Genomic DNA, 13,558 nt, shown 5'->3' with positions numbered 1-13,558 from the left:
TTTAGCACCACACTAAACCAATTAATTTCTCGGAAGATTGAGAATGGAGCGAATGTTATGAGTATGGTTGAAGTCAAGGTCCCGGATATCGGCGACGTCAAGGAAGTCGAAGTCATTGAAGTGATGGTCAAGGTGGGCGATACGGTCAAGGTTGACCAGTCCCTGATCACGGTCGAATCGGACAAGGCCAGCATGGAGATTCCATCGAGCCAGGCCGGCGTCATCAAGGAAATCAAGGTCAAGGTCGGCGACAAGGTCAGCGAAGGTTCGCTGGTGCTGGTAGTGGAAGCAGCGGGCGCCGCTGCGGCTCCGGCTCCGGCTGCTGCGCCTGCGGCGGCTGCATCTGCATCTGCACCTGCCCCGGCGGCTGCGCCAGCTGCAGCACCGGCCGCGCCTGCCGCTGCTGGCGTCGCCAGCACGATTGAAATCAAGGTGCCGGATATCGGCGACGTCAAGGAAGTCGATGTCATCGAACTGATGGTCAAGGTTGGCGATACGGTCAAGGTGGATCAGTCGTTGATCACGGTTGAGTCGGACAAGGCCAGCATGGAAATTCCATCAAGCCAGGCCGGCGTCATCAAGGAAGTCAAAGTCAAGGTTGGCGACAAGGTCAGCGAAGGTTCAGTGGTCGTGCTGCTGGAAACCACCAGCGCTGCTGCGCCAGCCGCTGCAGCAGCGGCCCCTGCACCTGCAGCAGCGCCGGCGGTTGCGGCACCTGCTGCCGCCAGCTATGCCGGCAAGGTCGATGTCGAGTGCGATACCGTAGTCCTGGGCGCCGGTCCTGGCGGTTACACTGCGGCTTTCCGCGCGGCCGACCTTGGCCAGAGCGTGGTCATGATCGAGCGCTATCCTAGCCTGGGCGGGGTTTGCCTGAACGTTGGCTGTATTCCATCCAAGGCCTTGCTGCATGCAGCCAAGGTCATCACCGAAGCGGAAGAAATGGCGCATTTCGGCGTCAAGATGTCGGCTCCGGAAATCGATATCGATGCCTTGCGCGGCTGGAAAGAAAGCGTCATCAAGAAACTGACCGGCGGTTTGTCCGGCCTGGCCAAGGCGCGCAAAGTGCAAGTGCTGACCGGCAAGGGCGAGTTCAGCTCGGCCAACACGATCACCGTGGCAACCGCGGATGGTCCGAAGGTGGTCGGCTTCAAGAACGCGATTATTGCAGCCGGTTCTTCGGTCGCGAAAATCCCTGGTTTCCCTTACGACGATCCACGCCTGATCGATTCCACCGGCGCGCTGGAACTGCGTCAGATTCCGAAGAAACTGCTGGTCATCGGCGGCGGCATCATCGGCCTCGAAATGGCTTGCGTCTATGACGCGCTGGGTTCCAAGGTGACCGTGGTCGAATTCGCCGACGGCCTGATTCCTGCCGCCGACCGCGATGTCGTCAAGCCGCTGCAGAAGCGCATCGAAAAGCGCTACGAAGCGATCCACTTGAAGACCAAGGTCACCAAGCTGGAAGCCTTGAAAGAAGGCCTGCGCGCAACCTTTGAAGGCGCCGACAGCAGCTCGCCGGCAGCACCGGAACCGCAACTGTATGACATGGTGCTGGTGGCCGTGGGCCGTCGTCCGAACGGCAAGGAAATCGCCGCCGAGAAGGCTGGCGTCATTGTCAACGAACGCGGCTTCATCCCGGCCAACAAGCAGCAGCGCACCAACGTGCCGCACATCTTCGCGATCGGCGATATCTGCGGCGATCCGATGCTGGCGCACAAGGCTACCAACGAAGCCAAGGTGGCGGCGGAAGTGATCGCCGGCCACAAGGTGGAATTCGATGCAATGACAATTCCGTCGGTGGCTTACACCGATCCGGAAATTGCATGGATGGGCCTGACCGAAACCGAAGCCAAGGCCAAGGGCATTCCGTTTGAAAAAGCCAATTTCCCGTGGGCGGCAAGCGGCCGTGCATTGGCGATGGGTCGTGACGACGGCATGACCAAGCTGTTGTGGGATCCAAGCACCAAGCGCATCATCGGCGCCGGTATCGTTGGCGTGAATGCCGGCGAGTTGTTGGCGGAAACCGTGCTGGCGATGGAAATGGGCGCGGATCTGGAAGATCTGGCGCTGACCATCCATGCTCACCCGACGTTGTCGGAAACGCCGATGTTTGCGGCTGAAATGGGCTTGGGCACGATCACCGACTTGTTCATTCCAAAGAAGAAATAAAGAAGTAGGGTGGGCACATTGTGCCCACGTGTTGCCTGCATCAACCATTTGCGGAGCTTGCGTGTTCCGCATGGGCACAGGTGCCCACCATACAAAAAAACGCCGCTCCGGTTTGCATCGGAGCGGCGTTTTTATTTTTGGAAATCAATCAGTCGAAGTATCTGCGGACCGCTTCAAAGCGCGCTGCATAATAGCTGTTGTCGAGACGGTCTATGCGCACCTTGCCGTTGGTTGACGGCGCATTGATGAAGCGGCCGTCGCCAATGTAGATGCCGACGTGGGAAAACGCGCGGTGCATGGTGTTGAAGAAAACCAGGTCGCCGGGCCGCAACTCGGCCTTGGTGATCGGACGGCCTTGACGTGCGATGTCGGCCGCGCTGCCGGTGACCTTGAGGCCGGCCGCCTGCTTGTACACATAACTGACCATGCCGCTGCAGTCGAGCCCGGCTTCCGGGTTCTTGCCGCCGAAGCGGTAGTTGGTGTCGATCAGGCCAAGCGAATAGATGACGATATCGTTGCCCTTGTCGCTGATTGGCGTGTTGTCAGCCGAGCCGGGACGAACCGAACTGACGCCGCCGCAGGCGGCCAGCAACAACACGCAGCAGAGAACCAGGAAATTTCTAATCGTCATCGGCCATCCTTCGCTTTCTTGATACCGCTTATTTTTCCAGCTGGGTCAGCACATCCGACAGCATTGCAATCATCTGATCGATTTCAGCAGTCGTTACATTCAGCGACGGCATGAAACGCAGCAGGTTTGGACGCGGCGAGTTCAGCAGCAAGCCGACCGGATTCAGATCGCGCGCGATATCGACGATTTGCGGTCCGATATCCTTGCCCAGTTTCAGCGCGCGCAACAAGCCTTCGCCGCGCTCACCTTCGAGTCCGTGCTTGGCAGTAAGTTTCAACAATTCGCTGCTCAGGTAGGCGCCCTTGTCCTTGACCGATTGCAGGAAGCCCGGTTCCAGCAAGGTCTTGATGACGGCCACGCCAACCGCAGTCATCAGCGGATTGCCGTTGTAGGTGCCGCCCTGGTCGCCGGCTTCGAACACCGCGATCTCTTCGCGCGCCAGCAAGGCCGCCAGCGGTACGCCGCCGCCAATGCCTTTGCCGAGTGTCATGATGTCCGGCTCGATGCCTGACAGTTGATAAGCGAACAGCTCGCCGGTACGGCCCATGCCGGATTGCACTTCATCGACGATCAGCAGGATGCCGTGCTTCTTGGTCAACTCGCGCAAGGCTTGCATGAATTCGCGGGTTGCCGGGACCACGCCGCTTTCACCCTGGACCGGTTCCAGCATGACTGCCACGGTCTTGTCGTTGATCAGGTTTTCGACGCTGGCCAGGTCATTCAGTTCCGCTTTCGGGAAGCCCGGTACTTGCGGTGCAAAAATGGTGTCCCAGCCCGGCTTGCCGCTGGCCGACATGGTGGCCAATGTCCGGCCGTGGAAGCTGTGGTTGAAGGTGATGATTTCAAAGCGGTTCTGGCCGGCCTTGTTCGGATTCTTCTTGCCCCATTTGCGTGCCAGCTTGATCGCGCCTTCGTTGGCTTCGGCGCCGCTGTTGGCAAAGAATACGCGGTCGAAGCAGGAGTTGGCGGTCAGCAGGTTGGCCAATTCGATCGACGGCGCATTGAAGAAAGCCGGCGATGGATTGAGGATTTTCTTGGACTGTGCAACCAGCGCATCCTGGATGCACTGCGGCGAATGGCCCAGCGCATTGACGGCCCAGCCCTGCAAATAGTCCAGGTAACGCTTGCCAGTGTGATCCGTCATCCACATGCCGTCGCCTTCCACAAATACCAGCGGTGGGCGGTTGGTGATGTACATCAGGTCGTTGACCGGGTATTCGCTGAATTTCACGCTGTGCTCCATATTCGTTACTCCAAAAAAAGGGCAAAAAAAAACCACAGGCATCGCCTGTGGCTTCGTGATCAGACAGCGGTCACACGCACGGCTTACCTGGCAATGGCAATGGGCTATGGCGTCGCAACAATGTCTTGATCATGTTCATGACGCAAATATTAGGACCTTTTGTGTGGTGCGTCAAAAAATATTTGCGTCGTTGTTGTCACACGTTCCCATCTAGGGCCTGTTAGCATTTAATTTAGGAGTACGAACGCGCGGCATGCCCTAGGGCCTTACTGAGCCAGATCCGCCTCGGAAGTAAACGAATCGGCATAAAACTCCTCGGCCGGCAGTTTGCACAGGGCGACGAAATCGCGCTGTGCCGATTCCACCACGATCGGTGCGCCGCAGGCATAGACCTGGTAGGCGGACAGATCTGGAAGATCGTCGATGACGGCCTGGTGCACAAAGCCGGTACGGCCTTGCCATTGGTCTTCGGCCTGGGCATTCGAAATCACCGGCACGAACTTGAAGTTCGGCAGCGTGGCTGCCCATTCTTCGCACAAGGCCATCATGTACAGGTCTTGCGGGCGGCGGCCGCCCCAGTACAGGGTGATCGGCCGCTGCGATTCGGTATGGATAACTTGTTCGACCAGCGCCTTGATCGGCGCGAAGCCGGTGCCGGAAGCCAGCAACACCATCGGCTTGTCAGAATCTTCGCGCAGGAAGAAAGTGCCGAGCGGCCCTTCCAGGCGCAGGATGTCGCGTTCCTTCATGCTGCCGAACACCTGGTCGGTAAACAGGCCGCCGGGCATATGGCGGATATGCAAGGTCAGGAAATCGTCCTTGTAAGGCGCATTGGCCATGCTGTAGCTGCGGCGTTTGCCGTCGCGCAGCATGAATTCGACGTATTGGCCGGCCAGGTATTGCAGGCGTTCGTTGGCGGGCAGCTGCAGCGACAGTATGATGACGTCGTCGGCGACCTTGTCGATCTTGGCGACGCGGGTTGGCATCTTGCGCACCGGGAATTCGCCGACGCCGGCCACTTCGCGCGCTTCGATGGTGACGTCTGAATGCGGCGTAGCGCAGCAAAACAGGGCGAAACCGAGTTCCTCTTCCTTCACTGGCAGGGCTTTTTCCTGATGCGCGCCGTGCGTAATGCTGCCGTCCACCAGCTTGCCCTTGCAGGAGCTGCAAGCGCCATTCTTGCAGCCGTACGGCAGGCCGACGCCGGCGCGTATTGCGGCGTTGAGAATGGTTTCGCCTTCGTCGCAACTAAATTGGCGGCCACTAGGCTGAACAGTTATCTGGAAACTCATACAATCCTGTAATGAAAAATATTAAACAAAACCATGACGTCCGGCTTGCCCGGTTTGGCAAGCCGCGCCTGTTGATTCTTGGGTGTGGCGATGTTGGACTACGCCTGCTGCCTTTGCTGAAACCCTATTTCCGGATATTCGCGGTAACCAGCCAGCCCGCTCGTTGCGCTGAACTGCGCGCAGCCGGAGCGGTTCCGCTGGTGGCTGATCTTGATCAACCGGCAACATTGGCGCGATTGGCGCGCCTGGCAAACATTGTTGTGCATCTGGCGCCGCCGCAGTCTGCGGGGGAAAAAGACCGGCGCACCCGCAACCTGGCCGCTATTTTACCTGAGCGGACCACGCTTGTTTACATCAGCACCACTGGCGTCTATGGCGACTGCGGCGGTGCACTGATCGACGAAACGCGGTTGCTGAGTCCGCACAATGCGCGCGCCAAGCGCCGTGTCGATGCTGAGCAGGTGCTGCGGCATTGGGCCCGGCGTCGTGGCGGCAACCTGGCGATCCTGCGGGTGCCGGGGATTTATGCTCCTGACCGCTTGCCTCTGGAGCGACTGCAGAAGGCGACGCCGGCCTTGCTCGCTGCTGATGACGTGTACACCAATCACATCCATGCCGACGACCTGGCGCGGATTATTGTTGCCGCGATTTTCAGGGCTTCGCCGTTGCGTATTTACCACGCCAGCGACGATTCGCAGTTGAAAATGGCCGATTATTTCGACCTGGTGGCGCAGGCGTTCGCGTTGCCGCCGCCGCCCCGGCTGCCGCGTGCTGAGCTGGCGCAGCAGGTTTCGCCGATGCTGCTGTCTTTCATGTCCGAGTCGCGCCGCCTGCAAAACCTGCGCATCAAGTCGGAACTGGGCGTGCGTTTGCGTTATCCGGATGTGCAGACGGCGTTGCCTGTGATGGCGGCGGGTTTGGCTACCAGTCAGGAATGATACAAGGCGGCATTTCTATATCTGTTTTTCGCATAAGCATAGAAGTTATAAGTTGTTGTAAGGCGGAATGTTGACCGATAAAGTGAAAAGTAAATAAAAAATCCACTTTATATACGCTTGCCAACTATGTCCGCTGCAGATCGTCGATAGCGGGCTGTCCAACAGAAAATCGCAGCGCAGAACATTGCAAAGGCCGCCAGCTCCCGATGAAGTTATCTTTTAAGCAAATCAATAAGGAATTCTCTGGCCTGCCGGTCATCGACGATTTCAGTCGCGAGATTGAAGAGGGTGAATTGGTCGCACTGGTCGGCCCGTCGGGCTGCGGCAAATCGACGCTGTTGCATTTGGCTGCTGGTTTGGGTTCGCCCACCAGCGGCGCGGTGCTGGCCGATGGCAAGCAAATCAAAGGACCGCATCCGGAACGCATGCTGATGTTCCAGGAGAACGCGCTGTATCCGTGGCTGACGCTGGAAGCGAACGTGGCGTTGGCGCTGGAACTGCAAAAGGTCGGCAAGGCCGATGCGCGCAAGCAGGCGCGCGACTGGCTGGCCAAGGTCAGCCTGCAAGGTTTTGAGGCGTATTTCCCGCATCAGGTTTCCGGCGGCATGCGGCAACGCGCGGCGCTGGCGCGCGCATTCATCACCAAGCCGAAAGTGCTGTTGCTGGACGAGCCGTTCGGCGCGCTCGATGCGTTGACGCGCATGACCTTGCAAGACTCGTTGCGGCAACTGATCCGGGAAGAGCGGCCGACCGTGCTGCTGGTGACGCACGATGTCGACGAAGCCTTGTTCCTGGCTGACCGTATCCTGGTATTCAGCCCGCGCCCGGCCAAGGTGCTGCGCGAATTCAATCTGAATCACCACGAAAAGACCCACGATCTTTCCGAATTTGCCGCGATTCGCCGGGAAATTCTTTGCCTGCTCGGGATTCATGCCGAGCAGGATGAATTCACAAAAAAACTAGAGGGAGTTGCAGCATGAAATTCAATTTGAAGCCGTTGTTACTGATTCCGGCGTTGTTGCTGTCGCTGACAGGGACAGCGTCCGCCAATGAAAAATTCAAGATCGGCTATCTGCGCGTGATGGACGATGCGCAGGCGATCGCAGCGTATGAAGGCGGCTTCTACAAGAAGCACGGGCTGGATGTCGAACTGATCGAATTCAAATCCGGCACTGACCTGATCAAGGCCATCGTCGGCGGCCAGCTCGACAGTGGCGTGCTGGGTTTCACCAATGCTGCAGCGTGGGCTTCCAAAGGCGCCGATCTGAAAGTGGTGGCGGGCGCCCAGCATGGTTACCATGCAATCGTGGTGCGTGAGGACAGCGGCATCAAGGATGTCGCCGGGTTGAAGGGACATACGCTGGCGTCGCAGGCTGAAGGCAGCACTGCCGACACCGTGCTCAAGGGCGTGACGCTGAAGAACGCCGGCCTGAAAGCTGACGATGTCAATATCCTCGGCGTCAGTCCACAAGTGGCGGTGCAGTCGCTGGTCGGCAAGCGCGTCGACGCGGCCTTCCTGTTCGAACCGCAGGCCAGCATTGCCAAACTGGTGGCGCCGGTCAAACAAATCTACGAGGTCGGCGAAGTCTGGCCTTTCCCGTGCATGGTGGTGATTACCTCCGGCGAAACGTTGGCGAAACGCCGCGACGCGGTGTGGAAGTCGCTGGACGCGCAACGTGAAGCAATCGATCTGCTGCAAAAAGATCCGAGCGCAGCGTCCAAGCTGATCGCCGCTTACTTCATTGCCGATCCAACCCTGAAGACGCTGAAGCAGGGCGACCTGCCGCGCGAAACCGTGATCCGCGATGCCATCAAGAGCCAGACTTTCAGCGCCGCGTTGACACCCAAGGAACTGGCGCGGATGCAGGAACTGGCCAACATCCTGCAAGAACAAGGTTCATTGAAAACGCGCGACGGCAAGCCGTTCAACGTCAATGCGATCATCGATCTGGATTGGCAGAAAGATCGCAAGCTTTGAGCATGTCGTCCCCGCCAACGCCGGGACCCAAGTTACTGAGTAGGATCATGAAAATGGATTCCCGCGTTCGCGGGAATGACGGGGTTGGCTAGACCATCATTTCAGAATTACTTACGCGCTCTTTGCTCTTGTTTAGCGCGATTTTTTCAATCAATACGAATTGTCCTGGTTCATCTATGAGTACTCAAAGCCGACTAGTCGGTTACCGCAAAAAACTCGCCATGTTGCTGGCTATCCTGCTGATTTTTCTGTTGTGGCAGGTCGCGGCGTGGTCCTTGCCTGACTTCCTGATGCCGGGCGTATTGCCGGTGCTGGGACGCTTGTGGCAGGAAGTGCAGACGCCGGAATTTCGTACTGCATTGTGGGGCAGCCTGACCCGGCTCGGCGGTGGTTATGCAGCGGCGATGTTGTTCGGCATCGGCTTCGGCCTGATCGGTGCGGTGCTGTTTTTCTTCCGTGAAGTATTGAAGTCGGCCATCATCATCCTGCAATCGATTCCGTCGATTGCCTGGGTGCCGCTGTTCCTGATACTGATGGGCTTCGGCAATCTGCCGATCATGGTGGTGGTGGCGCTCGCGGCATTTTTCCCGGCAGCGCTGAGCGTCATGAATGCGACTGAAAGCGTGCAGCAGGTGCACGTATCGGCGGCGCGCGTGATGGGCGCTTCACGTTGGGAAATGCTGAAGCGGGTTTATCTGCCGGCAGTGATGCCGGAGCTGATTACCGGCGCCCAGCTGGCGTTCGGTAATGCCTGGCGCGCATTGATTTCGGCGGAAATGCTGATTGGTTTCGGCAAGGGATTGGGGCGCACCCTGGCCTATGCCGGGGAAACCGCCGACATGGTCGGCGTGATGACGAATATTCTCGCCATCGCCATTTTGGCTGCCTTGATCGATCAGGTAATCCTGGAAAACCTGAAGCATCGGGTATTGCGTTACCAGTACGTCTGAGCCGCTGCCATGAACGCGCCGTCATTATTCTTCCGCCAAGCCGTAGCACTGCTGCTGCTGGCTTGCGCGCTGCAAATGACCGCTACCGCTGGCACGCTGGAGCAGATCAGGCAGCGCGGCAAGTTGGTGGTCGGCGTCGGCTATGTGGTGCCGGAGTACACGGCTGGCGCGAAGTACCGTACCCCCGAAAATTTTGACAGTACCGTCGCAGCCGAGCTGGCAAAGCGGCTTGGCGTCCGTCTGGTGATGCTCAAGGTGACGGCAAAAAATCGGCAGCAGTTGTTGGCGCAACAGAAGGTCGACGTGCTGCTGCTGAATTTGAAGAAAGACGATGCCGATGCGTTGGCTTCGTCCGCTCGGCTTTTGCCTACCGCTTATCAATCACGCCCCAAGCTGATCATGCGCAGCGATACCGACATCAAACGCGTGGCGCAACTCAAGGGGCGCACCTTGTGCGTGGCGGCAGGTGGTGCATATGTCGGCACACTGGCGGCGCAATATGGCGCGCGCGAGAAAATGTACAAGGCGCCGGCTGACGCCTTGCTGGCGCTCAGGACCGGCGCCTGCGACGCTGCCGTCCATGACGACGCCGTGTTGAACGGCTTGCTCGAGCTGCCTGAGTGGAAGAAATTTTCCGCCAGCCTGCCGCTTGAGGCCAATCCGGCCGTATTGACCTTCGCGGTCAGGCCCGCAGATACAGACCTCGGCGACTACCTGCAGCAACTATCGCGGGAGTGGAGCGGCAACGGTTACTGGGCCGGCAATCGCAAAAGGTGGATCAACGATGTCGCCTTCGAAGTCTATCTGGAGCAGAACGTTCCGGATTGTCACTAGTACCTCTTGGTCACCAGGACCTCTTAATAATCCGTTATTTGTCTTGCGTAACGCTGCTGAACCTTCGCAGATCGCTTTGGTAAATCTTTTATCCTCGCGGCATATATTGTGTATATTGCAATATGTTGTGGGTTGCTACCCACACTCGCGGACTGCATTGGCTCATCGGGCATAGGCAGATAACACTAGGTTGCTTGTGGCAAGATGCGTTTCCGTGATTGAGCAAAGCCCGATGGCGCAAGAAAGGAAGCGCACCGGGAGCTGATAATTTTTCACAGGAAGCAACATGAAATCTCTTTTCCCTCTGATTGGGCTTCTGCTTGTTTGTAGCAGCGCAGCCGCGCAAGTGCCTGAGGGCTCGCGCGATACATCAAGGCCATTGCCCGAAAAACAGGATCAGGTACAGCGTCGTCATGACGGAAAAAGCACGATCACGCTAGAGATGGCGCAAAAGATGGCGAATGCGGCAGAGGCCGCGGCATCGGCAAAAAATTTTCGGATAGTCATCAGCATCGTTGATCAGCATGGCAACCTGAAGTACTTCCGCCGCATGGATGATACGAGTGCCGGCAGTATCGAGGTGTCTCAGATGAAGGCTTCGACTGCAGCCCGCTTCCCCGTATCGACAAAAACTTTGGCGGAAAGAAGCGCCAAACTCCCGGGCAACCCATACGGTTCCATTCCAGGATTCCTGCTGCTTGAAGGCGGTCTGCCGATCATCACTAAAGAGGGCATGCACCTGGGAGGTATTGGCATCAGCGGCGCCACACCAGAGCTAGACGCCAGCTTTGCGCAAGCCGGGATCGATGAATTTCTTAGTGGTCAATAAGCAGTTGAGCAGCCGCTTGATGAGGCTTGCCGATACAGGAGAGTTCCTCTGGGGGGCCTGCGTCATCAGCATGCCGTGCGCCAACAGTTTGTTTTCTTGTGAGATGAGGGAAAATTTAAATCAACTAGGAATCGGATCATTTTGCCATCGAATCTACGGGGAAGCCGTCGCATAAAAGAATTTAATGTGGCGGCGTCCCTGCTAGGATTCGATCTGCAAGAGACTTCCCGGCGCGCACGCCCGACGATGCGTGCCGATATTAAAAAAACACTATTAAAGACAGACGAAAGGAAAAGCCATGTACGCACGGACCAAACTGATGATGGTTATGCTGGCAGCATTCCCAGCGCTCGCAATGGCGCAGGAGACACAAGTAGTAAAGATCGGCTTTAGCAGCCCGCTGACCGGCCCTCAAGCTTCGGCAGGCCGCGACAACCAGGGCGGTCTGGCCATGGCGATCGACAAGCTGAATAGCCAAGGGTTGGTTATCGGCGGCAAGAAAATCAAGTTTGAAGCGCAAATGGAAGATGACCAGGCCGATCCGCGTGCTGGCGTCGGCGTAGCGCAAAAGCTGGTCGACATGGGCGTCAAGGCGGTGGTCGGTCCTTACAACTCGGGCGTGACTATCCCTGCATCGCGCGTCTACAACGACGCTGGCATCGTAATGGGCACCGTTGCTTCCAATCCGAAGGTGACTTTGCAAGGCTTCAAATCGGTGTTCCGCGTAGCGGCCAGCGATAGCCAACTGGGCGGCAAGATGGCCTTGTACGCAGCCAAGGAACTGAAGATCAAGAAAGTCTCGATCATCGATGACCGTACAGCCTACGGCCAAGGTCTGGCGGAAGAGTTTGCGAAAGTCGCCAAGGCTAACGGCATCCAGGTCGTCAGCAACGATTTCACCAACGACAAGGCAACCGATTTCACCGCTATCCTGACCTCCATCAAGTCGAAGAAACCGGACGCGATTTTCTACGGCGGCTACTCGCCACAAGGTGGCCCGATGACGCGTCAGATGAAGCAACTGGGCGTCAATACTCTGCTGCTGGGCGGCGACGGTATCTGCGCACCTGAAATGGGCCGTCTGGGCGGCGACGCAATTACCGACCAGGTGTATTGCACCCAGGGCGGCGCGTTGCTGGACAAGCTGGCTTCCGGCAAAACCTTCGCGACTGACTACCAGAAGCGTTACAACCGTCCTGCAGAAACTTATGCCGCATCGTTCTACGACGGCATGATGCTGATTGCGCAGGCGATGAAGGAAGCCAATTCGGTAGAGCCGAAGCAATATCTGCCTGCAATGGAAAAGATCCACTACAAGGGCGTGGCCGGTGTTTATGAATTCGACGCCAACCACGATTTGAAGCAATCGCCAGTCACGGTGTATCGCTTCAAGGACGGCGCGCCACAAGCGCTGACCAGCTACTAAGCATTACCTGGGCCGGTTGCGTCAGCGTAGCCGGCCTTTTTCTGTGGCCGGTCCGGGCTCCTTCATGGAGTCAGTAGGGTGGGCAAGTTCTTTTGCCCATGCCTATCCTTACCGTGATAGCCGGAGCCAGTGCGACTCACGCTCCTCGCGGGCAGCAGTGCCCAGCCTATGCATTTCAAAACGCAGGTCGATAATTTACCTCGTTACTTTTCACAAAAAAATCCCATGCTAAGTTACACACGCACAATCCATACGGTCGATGCACACACCGGCGGCGAACCGCTGCGCATCGTGATTTCCGGTTTGCCGCCAGTTCCCGGCAAGACGATCCTGGAACGCCGCAGCTGGCTCAAGGAGCAGCGCGACGACTTGCGCCAGTTCCTGATGAACGAGCCGCGCGGTCATGCCGACATGTACGGCGCGTATTTGCTGCCGCCAACTACTGCGGCGGCCGATTTTGGCGTGATCTTCATCCACAACGAAGGCTACAGCGACATGTGCGGCCACGGCATCATCGCGCTGGGCAAAGTGCTGGTGGAGTTGAATCACGTTGAGCGCACCGTACCGCTGACGCGCATCGGCTTCGATACGCCGGCCGGTTTCATTGAAGCCCAGGTCGAGTGGGATGGCCAGCGTGCCGGCGATGTCACCTTCCGCAACGTACCGGCATTCATCTACCAACGCGATGTTGAAGTCGAGACCGCAAGTTTTGGCAAGGTAACCGGCGATATCGTTTTCGGTGGCGCCTTCTACTACTACATGAACGCCGACCAGGCCAATGTCCAGATCAAGCCGGAGCAAGTGCGCAGCCTGATCCAGCTGGGCGCGGAAACCAAGCAGGCGGTCAAGGCCAAGGTGAAGATCCAGCATCCGCTGGAACCCGGGCTGGACAGCCTGTACGGCACCATTGTCGACGGCGCGCCGAACGATCCGGCGGCGGACCAGGCCAATGTCTGCATCTTTGCCGATCGCGAAGTGGACCGCTCGCCAACCGGCACCGGCACCTCGGGCCGTGCTGCGCAATTGTTCCTGCGCGGGAAACTGGCCCTGAACCAGACGCTGGTGAACGAGAGCATCGTCGGCAGCTGTTTCCGGGTAAAGGTCATCGAGACCGCGAAGGTCGGCGAGTTCGACGCTGCGATTACCGAAGTCACCGGCAATGCGCATATCATGGGCTTCAATCAGTGGGTGCTGGAAGACAGCGATCCCTTCCCGCAAGGTTTCTTCTTGCGTTGAGCAGTTACCCGATTGAGCGTAATGTCGAACGG

12 protein-coding genes are annotated in these 13,558 nt (G+C 57.9%); 9 read left to right on the top strand and 3 right to left on the bottom strand.

The window, feature by feature from the left end; translation table 11 throughout:
• Positions 1-57: 57 nt before the first annotated feature.
• Positions 58-2,169: a dihydrolipoyl dehydrogenase gene (gene lpdA / locus ACIPF8_RS08700; protein WP_400419672.1), complete on the top strand. Its 2,112-nt coding sequence runs from the start codon at positions 58-60 to the stop codon at positions 2,167-2,169.
• Between the two features lie 148 nt (positions 2,170-2,317).
• On the opposite strand, the gene ACIPF8_RS08695 is transcribed toward lpdA, so the two are convergent.
• The 3 genes from ACIPF8_RS08695 to ACIPF8_RS08685 all read right to left on the bottom strand — a co-directional run bounded on the left by ACIPF8_RS08695 (position 2,318) and on the right by ACIPF8_RS08685 (position 5,335).
• Positions 2,318-2,800 carry a C40 family peptidase gene (locus ACIPF8_RS08695; protein ID WP_400419669.1) on the bottom strand — a complete coding sequence of 161 codons (483 nt, stop codon included), beginning with the start codon at positions 2,798-2,800 and terminating at the stop codon, positions 2,318-2,320.
• Between the two features lie 28 nt (positions 2,801-2,828).
• A complete protein-coding gene (locus ACIPF8_RS08690) occupies positions 2,829-4,031 on the bottom strand; it encodes an acetylornithine transaminase (protein WP_400419667.1) in 1,203 nt (400 codons plus the stop codon).
• Positions 4,032-4,309: 278 nt separating this feature from the next.
• Entirely contained in the window at positions 4,310-5,335 is a 1,026-nt protein-coding gene (locus ACIPF8_RS08685) for a CDP-6-deoxy-delta-3,4-glucoseen reductase (protein ID WP_400419666.1), read from the bottom strand.
• Between the two features lie 11 nt (positions 5,336-5,346).
• On the opposite strand from ACIPF8_RS08685, the gene ACIPF8_RS08680 reads away from it, so the two are divergent.
• The 8 genes from ACIPF8_RS08680 (at position 5,347) to lhpH (ending at position 13,526) form a co-directional block, all read left to right on the top strand.
• Positions 5,347-6,273, top strand: coding sequence for an NAD(P)H-binding protein (locus ACIPF8_RS08680; protein ID WP_400419663.1), 927 nt, complete (start codon positions 5,347-5,349; stop codon positions 6,271-6,273).
• Between the two features lie 206 nt (positions 6,274-6,479).
• A complete protein-coding gene (locus ACIPF8_RS08675; RefSeq protein ID WP_400419660.1) occupies positions 6,480-7,253 on the top strand; it encodes an ABC transporter ATP-binding protein in 774 nt (257 codons plus the stop codon).
• Positions 7,250-8,251 (top strand): ABC transporter substrate-binding protein, encoded by a 1,002-nt coding sequence (locus ACIPF8_RS08670; RefSeq protein WP_400419658.1) that lies wholly within the window; start codon positions 7,250-7,252, stop codon positions 8,249-8,251. Before ACIPF8_RS08675 ends, ACIPF8_RS08670 begins: the two co-directional genes overlap by 4 nt.
• Positions 8,252-8,427: 176 nt before the next feature.
• Positions 8,428-9,201, top strand: coding sequence for an ABC transporter permease (locus ACIPF8_RS08665; RefSeq protein WP_061534299.1), 774 nt, complete (start codon positions 8,428-8,430; stop codon positions 9,199-9,201).
• 9 nt (positions 9,202-9,210) lie between these two features.
• Positions 9,211-10,035, top strand: coding sequence for a transporter substrate-binding domain-containing protein (locus ACIPF8_RS08660; RefSeq protein WP_400419655.1), 825 nt, complete (start codon positions 9,211-9,213; stop codon positions 10,033-10,035).
• Between the two features lie 286 nt (positions 10,036-10,321).
• Positions 10,322-10,864, top strand: a complete 543-nt coding sequence (locus ACIPF8_RS08655) for a heme-binding protein (RefSeq protein ID WP_400419654.1) — start codon at positions 10,322-10,324, stop codon at positions 10,862-10,864.
• Positions 10,865-11,162: 298 nt separating this feature from the next.
• Entirely contained in the window at positions 11,163-12,290 is a 1,128-nt protein-coding gene (locus ACIPF8_RS08650) for a branched-chain amino acid ABC transporter substrate-binding protein (RefSeq protein ID WP_400419651.1), read from the top strand.
• A 225-nt stretch (positions 12,291-12,515) separates the two neighbouring features.
• Positions 12,516-13,526, top strand: a complete 1,011-nt coding sequence (gene lhpH / locus ACIPF8_RS08645; RefSeq protein WP_400419650.1) for a trans-3-hydroxy-L-proline dehydratase — start codon at positions 12,516-12,518, stop codon at positions 13,524-13,526.
• Positions 13,527-13,558 lie beyond the last annotated feature (32 nt).

Origin of the sequence: Collimonas sp. NPDC087041, from assembly GCF_044745265.1 — a bacterium.
In the GTDB taxonomy this organism is placed as follows: domain Bacteria; phylum Pseudomonadota; class Gammaproteobacteria; order Burkholderiales; family Burkholderiaceae_D; genus Collimonas.
The sequence above is the reverse complement of the archived record's forward strand: the minus strand, read 5'-3'. Positions and strand labels throughout refer to the sequence as shown.